This window comes from Streptomyces sp. NPDC005728 (genome assembly GCF_040630895.1).
Taxonomy (GTDB): Bacteria; Actinomycetota; Actinomycetes; order Streptomycetales; family Streptomycetaceae; genus Streptomyces.
The window spans coordinates 14913-33566 of the sequence record NZ_JBEXYL010000068.1; the positions used below are offsets into that span (position 1 = coordinate 14913).

The following is an 18654-nucleotide window of genomic DNA, read 5'->3' on the forward strand; positions in this document are numbered from 1 at the left end:
TCAACCGCCGCAGGCAGAGCGAATTTTGTAGAAGGTGCTCAGGTACTTCGAGTGGTAGGACGCGCCGGCGATCCGTACGAGTGCCTCATCGGCCGAGCGCAGCGACGACCCGGTCAGATTGGCACTGCCGGTGTAGACGCGCGGTGTGGTGTCGCCGTTGTAGTACCCGTCGATCAGGAGCTGCTTGTTGTGCGGACGGACGTCGATTCCCGGGCCGTTGGGAATGCGGCACCTGCGGTGCTGGATGCCGGCGGTGTCCAGCTTGGTGGTGATCGTGCTGTCGCTCTCGGCGTAGATGACGTCGATCCAGCAGCCCTTGCCGCGCAGCTGGGCCAGCTTGTCGGCGACCTGGACGCGCGAGCCGTAGAAGCTGTACATCACGATGCGGATGTCGCTTTGGTGCTGTAGCCCGTCCGTGCCGGTGTAGGCGCAGCTGATCTCGTTCAGCGCGTTGACGACGGTGTCGGTGTCCGGGTTGTAGTACGAGGTGTCACCGCGCGGGAAGAAGAAGCCTCGGTAGGTCGAGCCGGTCGGGGTGGAGAAGTACGCGTTGTTGTTGCCGCCTGCGAGGGTGCGCCCGGAGCGGAGCTTCTCGTGGTACGAGGCGTAGCCGTCGTAGACGGCGGCGTCCGCGAAGGTCACGGCGTCGTTGAAGGACTCGACCTTGTACCAGTCGGAGAGGTTCGAGGAGGTCTGGAAGACGACCTTCGAGTAGCTGGTGCCGTCGTCGAAGGGCCCGATCTTCGAGAAGACGAAGAACTTGTTGTGGTTGTAGGCCGGTTCGGGTGGAGCGACGCTCAGGCAGCCGCGCTGGACGTCGTCCACGCCGTCGGCGTCCTCGAACCGGTCGTCGCAGACGACGATCCACGAGCGGGCGGCGTCATTGGTTCCGAGCCCGGCCCTGAGGGACTGGAACGCCGGATTGGCGTACTCGGCGCCGTTGGCGCCCACATAGGTCGAGTCATCGACGATGAGCTTGACGTCGACGCCGCGCCGGTGGGCGGCGAGCAGCGCGTCGGCGACCTCTTGGTCCTGGAACTCGTACATCGAGCCGCGGATCTCCGCCCCCGCGGGCGTCGCGTCGATCAGCTGAACGAGCTGGGTGAAGATTGCCTTCTGCTGCGTCGGCGTGCCCAGCGGGTCGTTGAACACGGGCCCGTTGACGATCGGTTCGGTCAGTGCGGCGGCGGGTGTCGCGCTGCCGAGGAGGAGGGCGGCCACCAGGTACAGGACGACGGCGATGGGCGTCAGCGTACGGAGGCCGAGGGCCGCACGCGGGCACCCCGTCGAACGGGTCATTGTCGCCTTCCTTGAGGTGAGTGCACGGGCGATGCAGGGTCCCAGTAGGCCACTGGAGGCCAGGCATTCGGGGCATTCGATGAGCCGGGCCCTGCACAGCTACCTCCGTTGGCGCAATGCCGACGGCCGTCACCCCGACGTCCTGGCCGCCGAGCGCATCCGGTCACACCTCTGACAGGTGGTCGTCCCTCACGGGGCAGTGCTCCAGAGGCCCCACCGAGCGGCGCCGCAGCACGGGCAGCGTGACCCGCCGCCCCCGGGCGGGTCTGTACGTTCGCCAGCACACGGCAGCCGGCGCGCGGGCCGTGCGCCGGGCCCAACCACGGCGGCGCACGGCTCCGCCACTCAGCGGCCGGCCAACCGGTCAACGCGCAACCGAGCAGCCGGTCACCGGCGGGCTGCTCGCGCTCCTGGTCCTCGCCGTCGCGGCCGGCACCGGTGGGCCGGATACCGAACGGGCCGGGCAGGCCGAGGCCGGTGGCGCCACCCTTGAGCCGGGCTCCACATGCCGATCCGGCCGCCCGCCCCCACAGCGCCGCGGCGACGCCCGGCTGATCGATCAGCCCACTCGGGCCCGACGCACTGTCCTCCAGGCGATCCGCCTCCTCCGGGCGCTGATTCGCCCCGCCCATCGCCCTCGCTCGTTCCGCCCGCCGGCCTCACCGGCGCACCGTCTCGACGCGCAGTGCAGGTGAAGCGGTCTTCCCGCAGGTCAGCACCGCCGTCCACGATGCGGCACGGGCAGGTGCGGCGGCCAGGAGCACGCCCCGACGGTAGGCACGGTGGGCGAAGCCGCGACCATGACCTCCCGGCCGCCGGAGTGCACGATGCGGTCGGCCTCGCGCATCAGCCGGCCGCCTCAGGAATGCCGCGGCACCGGTCCCGCTGCGTACCCGCCGGGCTGCGACCCCGAAGACACGCCGCAGGCTATGTGAGACCGTGGTGCCAGGAAGCACGCCCGCGGATGGGGCCGACACCATGGGTCTCAGGGATTTGGCCAACGAGCACCACGAGGATCCGTTCGGCATCACGTCTGCTGCCGTCGTCCTCGTGGACCGGGACGGCCTGATCCGCTACTGGAACCACAAGGCGGAAACCCTTCTCGGCTATCCGGCGCCCGGTGTGCTGGGGCAACCCTCGGCCACCGTCTTCACGAGCCAGGGTTCGCTGGCGTCCCTGCTGTCCGCGGCCGAACAGACCGGGGAGAGCTGGGAGGGCGTGATCACCGCGCGGCACCACGCGGGCCACTCGGTCGAGCTGGCCCTGCGGGCATGTCCACTGCGCGCGGAGCAGGGCTCAGCCTGGCTCGTCGTGGCCTGTGAGGTCGAGGACTCGCGCCGGTGGGAGCTCGACCAGGCAGTGGTGCGCGGGCTCCTGGAGGAGTCACCGATCGGCATCGCCATTCTCGACAGTGAACTGCAGTTGCAGTGGGCGAATCGGGTGCTGGCCGCCATGGAGGGCCTGCAGCCCCACCACGAGGCCGAGGTCACGGCCGCAACCGCCGGAGACCAGCAGCTGCCGTCGGCCATGGACTGGCAGGCGCGGCAGGCGCTGATGTCGGGGCGGGCCACGCCTGCCGTGGAGCATGTGTCTCTCCCGCACGGCATGTCCCGCCGGAACTCGCAGAGCCACTTGCGGCTGCGCTCGTCGTTCCCGTTGAAAGACGTCGAAGGCAAGACGTTGGGGGTGTGCCACACCGCCGTGGACTTCACCGCCCAGGACCGGGCACGCGAGCGGCTCGACCTGGTCAACGAGGCGGTGCAGCGCATAGGCACCACCCTGGACCTCGACCGCACGGTGCAGGAGCTGGCCGAGGTCCTGGTACCGCAGCTTGCCGACTTCGTCGCGATCGACCTCCTCCAGGGCGTTCTCTCGGCCAAGGACCGCACTCCGGTACCGGTCGCCAGCGGCACGCTGCAACGGGCTGCCCACCTGTCGATCCGCGAGGAACTGCCGGAAGCGATCGTCCCCATCGGCCAGCCCACCAGCTACCCGCCGGTATCCCCGCAGGAGCGCTGCCTGGCCACAGGCCGACCGATCCGTGATCCGGTACTGTCCTCGGCCACCTGGTGGCTCGCCGGTGATCCTCAGCGCCAGGCCAAGCTCAAGCATCTCGGTGTGCACACTCACCTGGTGGTGCCGCTCCGGGCACGGGGCGTGACCATGGGGGCGGTGACGCTGCTGCGCTGGCAGAACCCCAACCCGTTCGACGAGGACGACCTGCTGCTCGTGGAGGAACTGGTCGCCCGCGCCGCGGTGTGCGTCGACAACGCCCGGCGGTTCGTCCGCGAACACAACGCGGCCCTCGCCCTCCAGACCAGCCTCCTCCCGCCCGACCTGCCCGATCACTGTGCCGTCGAGCTCGCCTACCGCTATCTGCCGGCCGACACCGAGGCCGGCGTGGGCGGCGACTGGTTCGACGTCATTCCGCTGTCCGGAGCGCGCGTCGCCCTGGTCGTGGGGGACGTCGTCGGTCACGGCATCCACGCCGCGGCCAGCATGGGTCGGCTGCGTGCGGCCGTACAGACTCTCGCCGACCTGGACCTGCCGCCCGACGAGCTCCTCGCCCACGTCGACGACCTCGTTCTGCGTCTGGCCGAGGAGGCGGAAGCGGTCAAGGACGGCCCGGTGGTGGTCGGCGCGACCTGCGTCTACGCCATATACGACCCGATCTCGCGAAAACTCAACGTGGCGCGCGCCGGCCACCCCACTCCCGCCATCGCCCACCTCAGCGAGCCCGTGGAACTCCCCGACATTCCCGCCGGACCTCCTCTGGGGCTGGGGGGCCTGCCTTTCGAGTCGGCCGAGATCGAGCTGGAGGAGGGCAGTGTCGTCGCCCTCTACACCGACGGTCTGATCGAGGCTTCCGACCGCGATGTCGACGTCGGCTTCGAGCGGCTCTGCTTCGCGCTGGCCCATCCCGACCGGCCGCTGGAGGAGATCTGCGACACGATGATCCGTCTTCTGCTGCCCGACCACCCGCACGACGACGTCGCCTTCCTCATCGCGCGGACCCGTGCTCTCCCTCCCGACCGCGTGGCCTCCTGGGACGTGCCCGCCGATCCCCGGGCGGTGCACGAGGCGCGCACGGACACCGCCCGTCGGCTGGCCGCATGGGGACTGGAGAACGTCGCCTGCACCACCGAGCTGATCGTGAGCGAGCTGATCACCAACGCGATCACGCATGCCGAAGGACCGATCAGCCTGCGTCTGATCTACCAACGGACTCTCATCTGCGAGGTGTCCGACGCCTGCAGCACCTCGCCCCACCTGCGCCATGCCCGCAGCACCGACGAAGGAGGGCGCGGTCTCTTCCTCGTCGCGCAGCTCGCCCAGCGCTGGGGCACGCGGTACACCACCGCAGGCAAGACCATCTGGGCGGAGCAGCATCTGCCGGGCACCGGTCCCTTCTGAGATCTGGTCTCGTGGGGTGCTCCCCCAGATGAGTGATGCGAAGGTGTGAGTGGTCGAGATAGATGTCACCTGGTCGCGCAGACTGACACCAGCAGCGTGCACCCACCGCGATCTGCCGCCTGAGCCGGGCCACGGTGGGTGGAGCCTGGTCGGGCGGGTGGGAGCTACTGGAGACGTGTCGCAGTCCGGATGAGGTCGGCGACGGCTCTGGACCGGCTGTGCGGTGGCCAGGCGATCACGGTGGTGACTGTCGGCGCGTCCAGCACGGGCACGGCGGCGAGGTCACCGTGCAGTTGGGCTCGGCACGACTCCGGTGAGACCGCACAGGCACGGCCGAGCGCGACGAGCTGCAACAACTGCGCATGGTCGCGGACCTGCGGGCCGGGTCCGGGCGGGTAGGTGCCGTCGGGGTCGGGCCAGCGTGGGAGGGGCAGGCCCGGCAGCCCGGTGATGTCGGCCATGTGCACATGGGCCCGGGCGGTGAGCGGATGCCCGGCCGGCAGGACCACAACCTGACTCTCCGTGCTGAGCTCTTCGGTGTGGAATCCGGCCGTCGAGTCGAACGGCCGGTGCAGCAGCGCCACGTCGGCCCGGCCCTCGCGCAGGAGTCGTTCCTGCTCGGCCGGACCGCACAGGATGACGTCGACGGGGACCGCGCCGGGTTCGGCGGCGTACGCGTCGAGCAGTCTCGCCAGCAGTTCCCTGGACGCGCTGGCCTTCGTGACCAGAACCAGGTCGGGGCGGCCGGTCACGGAAAGGGCGGCGCGGCGGGTCCGACGCTCGGCGGCCTCGACCGCGTCGAGAGCCGCCCGGCCCTGGACCAACAGCACCGAGCCGGCCTCGGTCAGCGTGACAGTGCGACTGGTCCGATCCAACAGCACTGCCCCGAGCCGGCGTTCGAGCCGCTGGATCGCCCGTGACAACGGTGGCTGCGCGATCCCGAGCCGCTGCGCGGCACGCCCGAAGTGCAGCTCTTCAGCAACAGCGACGAAATACCGCAGTTCCCGGGTCTCCATCCGGCCACGCTATCCCGGATCAATACCCTGACGGTATCGCTGCGCACCCGATCGGTCTTGGACCCCGGCCGAGGCTCGAAGGCAGCATCGTCCCTATGACTGAACGGACGATCGCGCTGGTCACCGGCGCGAACAAGGGAATCGGCTACGAGATCGCCGCAGGCCTGGGCACCCTCGGCTGGAGCGTCGGCGTCGGCGCCCGCGACGACCAGCGCCGAAGCGCCGCGGTGGAGAAACTGCGCGCCGCCGGTATCGACGCGTTCGCCGTACCGCTGGACGTGACCGACGACGCGAGCGCGACCGCCGCCGCACGACTGATCGACGAACAGGCCGGACGCCTCGACGTGCTCGTCAACAACGCCGCCATCGCAGGTGACATGCCACAGGAGCCCACCCGGATCGACCCCGCCACCATCCACACGGTCGTGGACACCAACGTGATCGGCGTCATCCGCGTCACCAACGCGATGCTGCCGCTGCTGCGCCGCTCCGCCGCACCACGGATCGTGAACATCTCCAGCAGCGTCGGCTCCCTCACCCGACAGTCAGGACCCGCCGCCGAGCAGACGGCAGGTCCGGTGGCCGTGGCGTACGCGCCGTCGAAGACGTTTCTGAACGCCGTCACCCTCCAATACGCCCGGGAGCTGAGCGGCACGAACATCCTGATCAACATCGGCTGCCCCGGCTACGTCGCCACCGACCTCAACGGCTTCCGCGGCGTGCGCACCCCCGAACAGGGCGCGGCGATCGCCATCAAACTCGCGACCCTGCCCGACGACGGCCCCACCGGACAGTTCTTCGACGACGCCGGCGTAGTGCCCTGGTGATGTGCACGGCGGCCATCACCCGCCAGGCTGATGCCGCTGCGCCCACGCATCTCGAACAGATCTGTGGTGGCCGTCCCGGCCAACGCTCCGGCGCCCGGGGCAACGCCCCGCACCGCTACCGGCTTTGGCGCGCATGACATGAAGCGAGGGAGTCCAAAGATCGGTTGTGACGCCAGACCTGGACTCCCTCGCGACCGCGCTCTACGTGAAGACCGACGACCTGCTGAAGGAATCGCCGCACCTGGCGCCGTGGCGCCCCGTCGTCGGGATCCCGCCCCGGCTCACGGATGCCGAGCTGGTCACCCTCGCGGTGATGCAGGCCCTGCTCGGCTTCACCTCCGAACGCCGCTGGATCCGCCACGCCCAGGCCCACCTGCGGCACCTGTTCCCCTACCTGCCCGGACAGTCCGGCTACAACCGGCACCTGCGCAAGGCCACCGACCTGATCGCCCAGGTCAACCGCCTCCTCGCAACAGACACCTCGCTGTGGACCGACACCGTGTGGGTCGTCGACTCCACCCCGGTGGAATGCGGCCGCTCCCGCGAGACCGCAAAGCGATCCGACCTGGCCGGCTGGGCCGAGTACGGCTACTGCGCCAGCCACTCCCGGTACTTCTGGGGCCTGCGCCTGCACCTGGTGTGCACTCTGCACGGCCTGCCCGTCGCCTTCACGCTCACCGGCGCGAAGGCCGACGAACGGCAGACCCTGCTCGACATGCTCCACGCCGAGCCCGACCTCGTAGCCTCCCGCCCGGGACAGACCCTCATCGCCGACCGGCACCGCTACGGCCGCACCTTCGAACACGAGCTCACCGAGTGGGGAGTCCGCCTGCTGCGGCCGCCGCAAGGGCGAACCCCCACGGGTCGGATCCGCCCTGTAGTGCTCCACCACCGCCTGCACGGCGAACGCCAGGCCGTGCGCGTGGACCCAGGCGTCGACGAAGATGCCGTCCGGGTACTGCCAGTGGAACGTCAGCGACGCCAGAACCGCGGCGCCCAGTGGGTTGTGACGGCCGCTCATGTGGGCCCGGTGGCCTCGACGATCCGCGGGTCGCTCTTCGGGGCGGTGAGCATCGCCTCGAGCCAGTCCGCCTCCTCGTGGCGCCGGAACGCCGTTCGCTGCTCGGCCTCGGGGTGCAGATCGGCGACGCTCCGCTCGATCCCGCTCCGCCGCGGATACACCAGCCGCCGCCAAGCGGCCGGCATCCGGAACGTCTCCTCGTCGGGCGACGCGACCGGCCCGCCCTCCACCGCCGGCTGCCCCACGGCCACGGGAGCCATCCCCTCGGCCTCCCCGTTCGCCGAGCCCTCCCCGGCCAACTCCCTGCGCGGCACAGCCCCTCCTCCGCCGACCCCAGGCGGGATCGATAGCTTGATCAGATGTCCGTCACCGTAACCGGACCCACTGACAACGCCCCTCGGCGCCCGAGGCGGAGCCGACCGGCAAGTCGAGGGACCCCCGACCCTGTTCACAGAGAGCCCCCCACACCCCGAGCCGGCGCTTCACCTGACCCCGGCGCTGTCAGTGCCTACTGGAACACTCCTGAACGGTGCGACACCTTGAACGAAGGAGAGACCGGTGCTCAGTGACTTCACGCCCGTAGCCGACGTCGAACACGCCTGGAAGCGCATCACCGGGTGGCTGGAGGAGCACGCCCCAAGAACCGCAGCCACCCTGTACCCGCCCACCCCGGCACGGATGATCAACGACGCCCAGGAACGCATGGGCGTCGCCCTCCCGCCCGAGCTGCGGACACTCCTCCTGCTGTCCGGCCTCGACGCCCCCGGCGACGAGTACGGCCTGGACGAGTTCTACGTCAACGGACACGACTTCCTCGGGATACACGTCATCGAACGCTGGCACTCCTTCCGATGGGGCCTGGAGGAGGCAGATCCGTCCCCGGATCCCGAATACGCGTCATGGCACCGGGAATGGATCCCGATCGCCGCAGGCACATCCGACTACTTCTTCGGTCACTTCCTCGACGCACGTACCGGCGAGATCGGCAGCTGGGGCCATGCGTCGTCCACGGACGAGGGCAAATACCCTTCCCTGGCCGCGTTCCTCAACGAGACGGCCGACCACATGGACGCCCTGTCCGCCGGTGACCCGAAGGCCTACGGGAAGGTTCGGGACGGCGGCTTGATCTGGAGCTGACACGTCGGCAACGCCCCCGGAGCACCGTTGGCGCGGGGGCCTTCCCCTTTCCGTTGCGGGGGGATGTTCACGCCCCTCCCGTCCGGCGCCGTCACCGGGCTCTGGCGATGAGCAGAGCTACGTCGTCCTCACCGCCGGGCGGCCGCAGAATCTCCAGGATGCGGTCGCAGGTGCGTTCCGGATCGTGGCCACGTGTCGCGGTCAGGGCGTCCAGGAGGGTGTCCAGGCGGGCGTCGATGGGTGCGTTTCGGGTTTCGACCAGGCCATCGGTGTAGAGGGCGAGCTCGTCGCCGGGGTGCAAGGCGAAGGTGGTGGCCTCGAAGGGGACACCGCCCACACCCAGCGGTGCTCCGGTGGGCAGGTCGAGCAGTTGCGCCACTTGCCCGGCACGCATCAGGGCTGGAGGTAGGTGGCCGGCGAGGCAGATCTGGCACTGGCCCTGGTGAGGGTCGTAGACGCAGTAGATACAGGTGGTGATGGTCTGCTCGATGCCCTCGGTCAGATGATCGAGGTGACGCAGGACCTCGGCGGGGGCCAGGTCGAGTTCGGCGAAGGCGCGGGTGGCAGTGCGGAGTTGCCCCATGGTGGCGGCGGCATTGATGCCGCTGCCCATGACGTCCCCGACGACCAAGGCGGTCTTGTCTCCCTGGAGAGGTATGGCGTCGTACCAGTCGCCGCCGATCTCGCTCATGGCGCCGGCGGGCTGATAGCGGCAGGCGACCTCCAGGCCCGGCAGACGCGATGGGGGCCCGGGAAGCAGGCTTCGTTGGAGGGTGAGGGCCGCATGGCGCTGCGTCTGGTATCCGCGGGCGTTGTCGATACAGACCGCGGCTCGGGCGGCCAACTCGCAGGCGAGGAATGCGTCGTCGTCATCGAAGCGTGCGGGGTTCCGGGTGCGTTTGAGGTCGAGGACGCCGAGGACTTCGCCTCGGGCCACAAGCGGTACGGCCAGGTAGGAGTGCACGCCTGCCGCCGCGAGGAGAGAGGCGGCCTCGTCATGGCGCGCGATGCGCCCCAGATCCCGAAGAGAGGTGTGGGGCACGAGAACTGGCCGGCGGGTGCGCACGCAGTGGGAGATCAGGCGGTCGTCGTCGTAGTCGGCGAGCCCCCCGGGGGGATCGGCCGCGCTGACCGCCTCTGTGGGGTGGTCTGCGTGGACGGCAAGGGCGCGGAATCGTACAGGGCCTGTATGCGGCATGGTCCGGCCGTGCAGGGCGTCATCGAGCACGTCCACGGCGGCCACATCAGCCAGAACCGGCACAACCAGATCGGCAAGCTCGCGCGCCGTCGCATCCAGATCGAGGGTGGTACCCACACAGGCAGAGGCCCTGGCGATCAGGGCCAGCCGATTCCGGGCCTGCGCGGCTTCGGTGGCAGCTCGATGACGTTCAGTGACGTCGATGACGGAGTAGGCCAGGCCCAGCACCCGCCCGCTCGAGTCCTCCAGCCGGTAGTACGAGACGGACCAGGCATGCTCATGGTCGGGGTCGCCGGGCGGACGACAGACGATGTCCCGGTCCACGACCGACTCGCCCGTCTCCAGGACACGGCGCAGGCGTGCCTCGGGGTCCGTGTCCAGGAAGGTCAGGATCTCGCCGACCGACCGGCCGAGACGCTCGACGGCGGACTGACCGGTAATGCGTTCGAGAGCAGGATTCACGGCCAGGTACCGCAGGTCCGAATCAAGAATGGCCAGCCCGACCGGGGACTGGGACACCAGACGCACGGCCAGTGCTGCATCTCGCTCGACCCGCTCCACAGTCGCCTGGTCCGCGGCAAGGCCCAGGACGTAGACCTCACCGAGGTCGTCCAGCAACCGCATGTTGCGAAACTCCACCAGCCGGGAGCTGCCGTCCTTGTGCCGGATCGGGAAGGCCCCGGCCCAGTCGGTGCCGGATTCCATGACCTCGGCGAACAGCTTGATCACCTCGTCCTGGTGCTCCTCGTGGATCGTCAGCGGAGCCGCGTACTGGCCCAGCGCCTCCGCTGCGGTGTAGCCGAACAGCTCCTCGGCCTTCGAGCTCCAGAAGACCACCTGGCCCTGCGCATTCAGCACCACCGCGGCGACGCTGAGCAGGTCGAGCAGGCCACTGGGCGGCGATACGGGACCCGCCGCTGACCGGCTGTCGCCTGCTCGGGAGGAGTCCGTCGTGTCCATGTCGCATGTTCCTTGCCGGTCGGCGCCTTGGCTCGTGCCGTACGGGCGGGCGTTCTGCCTTCATCCATGGTCGTCCCAGACCGCGGCAGCACACACCTGGACCGACCGATGGACATACCGGCCCGGACGACCGAGGGAACGCGAAGGGTAGTGCAGTGAATACTGCAAGTAATCGAATTGAGTTCGCCCACTAGCCCCCGGTCGGTGATATTCCCCTTCGTAATTCAGGCGCCGCACTTCTTCGCCAGGATTGTCACGCTCGGTGGCATTCCCGTTGCGAAGAGACGCCACCCTGCTCATCCAGGTGCCTCAGTGGCCGTCACCGTCAAGGCCTGCCATCTCGTCAAGTCACGAATTTTTGGGGCGTGACGGACATCTTCCGGTCGGGTCTTCTGGCCGTGGGTCCTCGCCAATCGACGAAGCCCCAGCCACCCCCGTAAAGATCGAGGTGAAACCCATGAGCACCAACCCCCATGCACCCGCGGGCTGGATACCCCGTGACGGCCGCCAGGCACTCCCATCGAAGTCGCACGTGATCGCCGTGCCGGCCGGAACGCCGTATCACCGGCTGGCGCTGAGCGAGCAGCACCGCTGGTGGCGTCCGCTGGTGGCCACCCTGACCGCCATGGCCGGCTGGTGGCTGTCCTTGCTCCCCTTGGTGATCGTACTGAGCGTGGCGGGCGCGATGGCCGGGGTCGAGCAGAGCACGGACAGCGACCTGCTGTTCGCCGACCCCCTGTGGGACTACGCTGCGCTGCTGCTCACGCTCGCGCTCATGCTCCCGGCGGTGCTGCTTGCCGCGCGCTGGATGCAATGCCGAGCGGCCGGCACCCTGTGCTCGGTGGCCGGACGGCTACGCTGGCGTTGGCTGCTGGTCTGCCTGGCCGTGGCCGCGGCGGCGGTGCTGTTCCTGTGCGGCCTGCTGGCCCTCTTCGCCGTCACATCAGGGGCCGCAGCATCCGAGTCGACGCCGCCCACCTGGGCGGGCTGGCCGACCTTCCTGACCGCCGGCGCGGTGATCGTCCTGCTGGTACCGCTCCAGGCCGCCGCCGAGGAGTACGTCTTCCGTGGCTGGTTCCTACAGGTCTTCGGCTGCTACCTGCGCACCCCCTGGGTCGGCATCGCCGTGGGAGCTGTGCTGTTCGCCCTGGCCCACGGGCTGGGCACGCCGTGGGGCTTCGCCGACCTGGTCGTGTTCGGCGTCGTCCTCGGCGTACTGGTGCTCCGGACCGGTGGCCTGGAGGCGGCCATCGCCTTCCATGTGGTCAACAACCTCTTCTTCTCGCTCTTCCAGGCCGCCTTCGTGGACGGGCTCAGCGATACCTCCACCCGGGCGGATGCCTCCTGGGTGCTGCCGGCGGCCGATGCGATCGTGATGCTGCTGTACGCGTGGGTGATCCTGCGTCTGAGCCGCCGGCTCCGCATCGCACGCACGGCCCCCGAACCCCCTCGCCCGTTGGCGGAGGCCGCGGCCACCGCGGGGTGAGAGACGTACCGTCAGACGAACGAGACCGACAACAGGGCCTCCTGGTACACGAGTCGGCTGACGCCGACCGAGCTGCCAAAAGGCCCTGTTCCCGCGCCGGGACTGCGATCAGGCGGTGGTACGGAACGGTCCGGTGACCTCGTAGGTGATACCGCCGGAGGAGCTGCCGGAGGTGCCGCGCTGGCTGGAGAAGTACAGTCGCGTGCCGTCCGGGGAGAAGGCCGGGCCGGTGATTTCCGAGCTGGACTGGCCAGTGATCCGAAGGAAGGGGGCGACGATGTCGTCGGGGGTGATGATGCAGATTTCCATGTTTCCGCCGTCCTCGGCGACGAACAGGTCGCCCGAGGAACTGCCGGTGACGTTGTCGACGCCGGTCAGCGGTGCGGTGCCGTTGGTGACCAGGCTGTCGTCGTAGGCGAGCTCGTAGGTGCTGTTGAGCAGGTTGAGCTGCCAGACGCGGTTGTCGCCCTTGGTGGTGAACCAGACGGTGTCGCTGGCGTAGTGACAGCCCTCGCCGCCGTTGAAGAGCTTGGCGCCGGCGACCTGGTCGCGGGTGGAGGTGGGCGAACCGTCCGGGTCGGGCACGTTCGTCCAGGTGAAGGAGCCGGAGGTGCCTGTGCCGGCTACCAGTGCCTGGAGGGTGCCGGAGGACAGGACGCCCCAGGTGGTGGGGACGAACCGGTAGAAGCAGCCGTCCGGCTCGTCCTCGGTCAGGTAGATCACCTTGCGTACCGGGTCGGCTGCGGCAGCCTCGTGCTTGAAGCGGCCCATCGCGTCACGGCGGACGGCGGCCTGCCCGCCCCACGGGTCGGTCTCGTAGACGTAGCCGCGGCTGACCTCCTCACAGGAGAGCCAGGTGTTCCACGGGGTGGCGCCGCCCGCGCAGTTGTTCCGGGTGTTGGACAGGATGCGGTAGGCGCCCGTGATGGCACCCGAGGAGTTGAACGTGACGGCTCCCGCGCCGCCGCCGGTTCCGATCTCGGAGTTGGAGACGTAGATCCAGCCCGCCCCGTCGGCGAAGCAGGCGCCGCCGTCGGGGGCGTTGTGCCAGGTGTAGGAGGTGCCGGGGACTGCCTGGCTGGAGCGGGCGATGACTCTGCTGGTGAATCCGCTGGGCAGCATGATCCCGTTGGCGTCGGCGGCCAGCAGGCCACCGTAGGGGCTGACGCCGTTCTGGGCCGGGGCCGCGTAGGCGGCGCCGTGCATGAGGGTGCCACCGAAGACGGCGGCCGAGGTGCCGACCACTGCACCGCGCAGGAAGTTACGACGTTCCACGGGTACTCCTTCATCAAAGAAGGGCGAACGATGACCTGTTGGGTACCGCCGACTGGTCACCAGGGACCCTAGGAGCACTGGCCGGCGGGAAGTAAGGGGTCACTTGACCAACTCTTTACGACCGACCGGTGAGTAGATACGTCGCAGAAACGTTCAGCCCGGCACCGGATGAACTGTCAGGGAAGCCTTGCGGACCAAGTGATGGAGATTCCCTGCTCCGGAAGGAAGCCGAGGAGCCCTTGACCGACGACAGTTGGCATCTGCGTGAGCCGCGCTGGAGAGCGCCGTGTACCAGCCACAGACGACGCCACCGCCCAAGACGGTGACGCTGCCGTGATCAGCAGGTCTTGCGGTAGGGGACGTCGGGGATGTGGGTCTGCCACTCCTTCTCGGTCAGGCCGCCCGACGTGGCGCACAGCTCATGGACGAGCCGGGCGGGCGAGACCGTGTAGGCCCGCAATTCGCCTTGTTCGTCCAGGGTGACGAGGGTGGAGTCGTCGCGAGTGAAGGTTGTCAGCTCGATGTCGTCGGTGGAGCCGGTGAGGGCCGGGCCGAGCTGCCGGCGTGTCCGCAGGTCCCAGATCTTGATCGCGTTGGCCTTGGCGACCTGGTTCGTGATCGTCGTGTCGTCGTAGACGGCGGCGATGAGGCGGCCGTTCGGGGAGTGGGCCGTAGGGATCAAGGCCGCGGCGAGACCACCGACGTCCAGGGCCTCCCCTTGGGGGCGGAGGGTCCGCGGGTCGAGGAAGGTCAGGCTGCCCTCGTCGCTGTCCGGGTTCCTGTAGGCCGTCGCTCCGTCGGGGCTGAAGCCGTCGAGGTGCAGCTCCGCGGTGCCGTGGACGAGGACCCGGCCGGAGGGGACCGCCACCGTACCCAGGAGCGGGCTGACGATCACGGCTTTGCCATCCGGTCGGAAGGTCACCGTCGTGGAGAAGTCGATTAGGGAGACTTTGAGGGTGAAGGTCTCCTTCCGGATCAGCTTCATCGTCCTCAGGTCATAGAACCTCAGGGAGTTGACGACGCCTTTCGGCCCGATGTTCTTGACCCGGTCATAGGTGACGTATGTCCTGCCGTCCGGTGAGAAGGCGACCTTTTTTGTGATGCCGCTCAGTTCGCCGGGCAGGGTGCCGAGCCGGACACGCTTGTCCAGGTCCCAGATCTGGGCCTCGTTCGGACGACTCCGAACCGCCAGCAGCCGGCCGTCCGGGCTGAGCAGAACGTGGTCTGCGTTCGGGATCGTGAGCTCCATCCGCTTGGACAGAGGCTCGGTGGACCAGATCTGTACTTTGCCGTCGCCGGATCCGGTGACCGCGATGGTCGACCCGTTCTGGCTGGCCACCGCCGTCGGGACCACGACCGAGGTCTGCTTGCCGTGCGAGGTGAGACGGGAGATGTCAAGGGAACGGAACGTCCCATCGCCGCTGACGCACCGCAGTTCGGAGTCGTCGGAGGAGAACCGGAACGTGTTGGGCGCGCAGTCGCTGGAGACCGTCGGGTAGGTGAAAACGGGGTCGTCGGGCACCGCCCCGTCCCACAGGGCGAAACCGACGGAGACGAACTTTCCGTCGTGGCTGAAATGCACGGCGTCGTCGAAGACCGTGAACGTCAAGGGCCGCGGCACCTTCCTGACGTCTTCGTAGTCGACGCGGTTGCCGTTCAGCGCGGCAAAGTACAGGCCGCGGTCGGTCAGCATGGCGACGCGGTCGCCGTCGCGGCTGAACACCATTGCGCCGGGGTGGTCCTGGGACTTGATGTCGAGCTTCGGCGCGTGGAGGTCCTTCCCGGTCCGCAGGTCGACCCAGGTGAGGCTGTTGTCCAAGGTTCCCGTCAACGACAGCAGTCGTTCGTTCGCGGAGAAGGAGGGTCGGAGCAGGCTGCTGCGCGTGCGCTGGATCAGAATCTTCCCGGTGTGGGTGTTCCAGACCGTGGCGAGGTTCTTTCCGTCGCCGGCCCGTCCGGTGGCCACCAGGAAGGTGCCCTTCGGACTGAGGGAGAAGAGGGAGGGTCCGGTCCAGTAGGCATGGCCGCGCGGGTGGAGTCCGCGGGCCTCCAATACGATGGTGCGGTCGTCTTCGGTGCTTACCGCCACGGTCGTGCCGTCGGGGGACAGGCGCGCGTTTCGTACCCTCGCGGCGGTCCGGTACGAGCCGAGCTGCCTGCCGGTGTCCACGTCCCAGGTGCCGACATGCGTCTCGCCCCCGGCGACGAGGATGCGGCCGTTGCTGTCGAGGTCGGAGGTCGTGACGTCGAACCCGGGCAGTCTGACGGTCCGTTTCTCGGGCTGGTAGCGCACGGCGAGGAGCGCCGACCATGCCTCAGGAGTGTCACCGAGACGGGCAGCCGCGACGGCCAGCCGCCGGGCGAGCTGCGGATCGGTGCTGCCCAGGGACTGTGCCAGGCCCCCGACCTGCGCGGAGGTGGCCCGGTCGCGCTGGTGGACGACGGTCTGCCGTTGGTCGAAGGCGACGACGGCAGTGGCGCTGACGACGAGCAGCAGAACGCCGAACAGGGCCATCACCGTGCGGCGACGGCGCGTGAGGTACCGGCGGTGGGCACGCCCCTGCCGGAGGTAGTCCCGCTGCGCATCCCCCAGCTCGCCGGTGCGTTCCGGAAGCCACCGATGCGCGGCGTCGAGCGCGGTGGCGGTCGGCAGGAGATCCCTGGGCCTTCCGGCCTTGTCCCATCGGTCCGTGTCCAGTTGGAGGTTCTCGCGCCAGTCCAGGAAGACGCGGTCCGCCTTGACCCGGGCACTGAGCCTGTCCCAGCTGGAGATGAGCGCTTCGTGGGCGAGTTCGACGGTCTCCACGTCGGTCGGCTCGCCGCCCTCGGACCCTGAATCCTCGTGGACCCGGCCCCGGTTGGGGACCAGGAGCCGGGCGCCGGCCAGGCGCTGGGCGATCTGCCACTCACGGTCGCTCAGCTCGGCCCGCGTGGCGAGGCGCCGGATGGGCGTCTCCGTCCCGATGGGTGTGCGCACGAGCCGGGTCAGCAGTTTCTCCGCCTGTTCCTCGTCCTCGTCGCCGACGTACTGCTTCCAGATCCTGTTGGCGTGCCCGCCCAGGGCACCGCTGACTCCGCCGAGTGCGTCGTAGGCGTCGTGGGTGAGACGCCCGCCGCGCTGGTGGTCCCACAGCTGGGCGAGGGTGAAGCTGAGCAGGGGCAGGATGCCCGGCGCGTTGCCGGCGTCGGCCAGGATCCGGTTGACGAGCGCGTCCTCGTAGCCGATGGCCGGTATGTCGTCGATGGGCCTGGTGACGATGTCCCGCAGCTGCTCCTCGCGCATCGGTTCGAGAGCCTCGATCCGCCTCTTGGCGAGCAGGCCGAGGCGGGGATGGGCCAGGACGGGGCCGAGGAAGTCCGTGCGCAGGACGGCCAGCACGGAGACCGTCTGCGGTGATCTTGGGCCGAGGGCGTCGGCCAGGGCGTCGATGTCGCCGGGGACGAAGACTTCCTCGTCGAGGAGTTCCTCGAACTGGTCGATGACGATGAGCAGCCGGCTGGCGTGCTGCACGTGCAGGATGCGTGCGGCGACCTCGCGGATCCCGTGGCGGGCGATTTCGTCCGCCACCGCGGAGATCCGCGCGAACTTGTCCGCCTCGGCGCAGTCGGGCTCCAGCAGGTCCAGCAGTACGGCGGCCAGGCCCCTGAAGGCGGTGGCGTGGTGGGCGGGGCGAAGGATCGCCACGGTGTCCCCCGCGTCGCGGCGCAGTGGTGCCACTCCCGCCATCGCGAGCGAGGACTTGCCGCAGCCGGAGGGGCCCACCAGTGTGGTCCACCGCTGTTCCGCCACGACCTGTGCGAGCCGGTCGTTGTCGGCGTCCCGGCCGAAGAACGCCGCGGCGTGCGCCTCTTCGAACGGTTCGAGGCTGCGGAACGGCGAGGGGGGATGTGCCAGGGTCGCCAACGGGGGCCAGGACTCGACCAGTTGACCGACGGGAATCATGAAGCCGGCCGCCGGTTCGCCCAGGTCGGCCTTGGCCATCATCCCGATCACGGCGCCGAGATCCTGGTCCCATACGGGGCTGCCGCTGAAGCCCCGGGAGACGCGATAGCCGGTTCCGACCCGATCGACCTGGATCTGGCCGTCGGCCTGGCGTCCGCGCAGGACACCCTCGTGCCAGACGCCCTGCCCACGGCCTTCGGGGAAACCGACGACCTGGGTGGCGTGTCCGCGCATCGCCTCCGGCTCGACGTCGACGAGCCGTGCCGGCCCGGTACCGGGCACGGCACTGTCCAGCCGCAACACCGCGACATCCAAGTTGCCCTCGGCCCGGGAGAGGCCCCACAGCACGACGCTCGCCGTGACCGTCGCCGCCGGACCGCCGGGCCCGGACAGCAGTGGCAGATCCACGTGCAGGCGCGCATCCTCTCCCGGCCCGCTCTCCTGCACCGGACCGAGGGCCGCGACAACGACATGCGCGCAGGTGATCGCGTGGCGGTCGTCGACCAGGAAACCCACGCCCAGCGGGCCGATCGTGACGTCCGGCTCCGGCGGGGACGCGAATATCCGCAGTATGGCTGTGTCCGGGAAGAACGTGCTGCCGGCCTCGGCCGCCACCGTCATTGTTCCCCGCTGGACGGCTCGGGGGCAGGGCCATCCGCTGCGGGCTTCTTCCAGGTGAGCGTGACCTTGAAGTTGGCCGCCGCCGCAGTGGTCGACACCACGACATCGGCCTGCGCGGTCAGCGACAGCCCGAACTCGAGACCGATCTCGTCCGGCGAGTGCTCCATGCCGGTGAAACCCTCGACGAAACTTGCGGCCACCGGCCTGATGCCGGCCAGCATGTCTCCGAGCGATCGCGCGGCACGCGCCGCCAGCCTCCCGGAGCGCGACACGTCGGCCAGACCGTCCGCAAACTGTTCGATCTCGACCTGAACGGTCTGCTGCTGCCCGTCCTTGACGTCGACCGGCAGTTCCACCAACTGCTTCATCCGTCCCCCTACGTCAACCCACGCCTCTGCAGACAGCCCGGACCTCGTCTCGTCCGCGATTCTCCAGTCCGTCGGTCCTGGACGGACGG

The 18654-nt window shown here is 69.3% G+C and carries 10 protein-coding genes and 1 pseudogene; 5 read left to right on the top strand and 6 right to left on the bottom strand.

What is annotated here, in order from left to right:
* Entirely contained in the window at positions 1-1299 is a 1299-nt protein-coding gene (locus ABZ471_RS33845; RefSeq protein WP_359071888.1) for a phospholipase D-like domain-containing protein, read from the bottom strand.
* Between the two features lie 978 nt (positions 1300-2277).
* Between ABZ471_RS33845 and ABZ471_RS33850 the strand changes: the two genes are divergently transcribed.
* A complete protein-coding gene (locus tag ABZ471_RS33850; RefSeq protein ID WP_359071889.1) occupies positions 2278-4713 on the top strand; it encodes a SpoIIE family protein phosphatase in 2436 nt (811 codons plus the stop codon).
* A gap of 164 nt (positions 4714-4877) precedes the next feature.
* Here ABZ471_RS33850 and ABZ471_RS33855 read toward each other — a convergent pair whose 3' ends face one another.
* Positions 4878-5729: a LysR family transcriptional regulator gene (locus ABZ471_RS33855; protein ID WP_359071891.1), complete on the bottom strand. Its 852-nt coding sequence runs from the start codon at positions 5727-5729 to the stop codon at positions 4878-4880.
* 95 nt (positions 5730-5824) lie between these two features.
* Between ABZ471_RS33855 and ABZ471_RS33860 the strand changes: the two genes are divergently transcribed.
* From ABZ471_RS33860 to ABZ471_RS33870, 3 genes and pseudogenes are all read left to right on the top strand, one after another.
* Positions 5825-6556, top strand: coding sequence for an SDR family oxidoreductase (locus ABZ471_RS33860; RefSeq protein WP_359071892.1), 732 nt, complete (start codon positions 5825-5827; stop codon positions 6554-6556).
* A 166-nt stretch (positions 6557-6722) separates the two neighbouring features.
* Positions 6723-7403 (top strand): annotated as a pseudogene (locus tag ABZ471_RS33865) (IS982 family transposase); the annotation flags it as partial.
* A gap of 732 nt (positions 7404-8135) precedes the next feature.
* On the top strand, positions 8136-8714 hold the full coding sequence (locus ABZ471_RS33870; protein WP_359071894.1) for an SMI1/KNR4 family protein: 579 nt from the start codon (positions 8136-8138) through the stop codon (positions 8712-8714).
* A gap of 91 nt (positions 8715-8805) precedes the next feature.
* Here ABZ471_RS33870 and ABZ471_RS33875 read toward each other — a convergent pair whose 3' ends face one another.
* A complete protein-coding gene (locus tag ABZ471_RS33875; RefSeq protein ID WP_359071896.1) occupies positions 8806-10872 on the bottom strand; it encodes a SpoIIE family protein phosphatase in 2067 nt (688 codons plus the stop codon).
* Positions 10873-11329: 457 nt separating this feature from the next.
* Between ABZ471_RS33875 and ABZ471_RS33880 the strand changes: the two genes are divergently transcribed.
* Positions 11330-12358, top strand: coding sequence for a CPBP family intramembrane glutamic endopeptidase (locus tag ABZ471_RS33880; RefSeq protein WP_359071897.1), 1029 nt, complete (start codon positions 11330-11332; stop codon positions 12356-12358).
* A 108-nt stretch (positions 12359-12466) separates the two neighbouring features.
* Here the strand turns inward: ABZ471_RS33880 and ABZ471_RS33885 are convergent, their stop codons facing one another.
* From ABZ471_RS33885 to ABZ471_RS33895, 3 genes are all read right to left on the bottom strand, one after another.
* Positions 12467-13633 carry an alkaline phosphatase PhoX gene (locus ABZ471_RS33885; protein ID WP_359071899.1) on the bottom strand — a complete coding sequence of 389 codons (1167 nt, stop codon included), beginning with the start codon at positions 13631-13633 and terminating at the stop codon, positions 12467-12469.
* A gap of 337 nt (positions 13634-13970) precedes the next feature.
* Positions 13971-18197, bottom strand: a complete 4227-nt coding sequence (locus ABZ471_RS33890) for a trypsin-like peptidase domain-containing protein (RefSeq protein WP_359071900.1) — start codon at positions 18195-18197, stop codon at positions 13971-13973.
* A complete protein-coding gene (locus ABZ471_RS33895; RefSeq protein WP_359071902.1) occupies positions 18194-18565 on the bottom strand; it encodes a CU044_2847 family protein in 372 nt (123 codons plus the stop codon). The genes ABZ471_RS33890 and ABZ471_RS33895 overlap by 4 nt, the downstream gene beginning before the upstream one ends.
* Positions 18566-18654 lie beyond the last annotated feature (89 nt).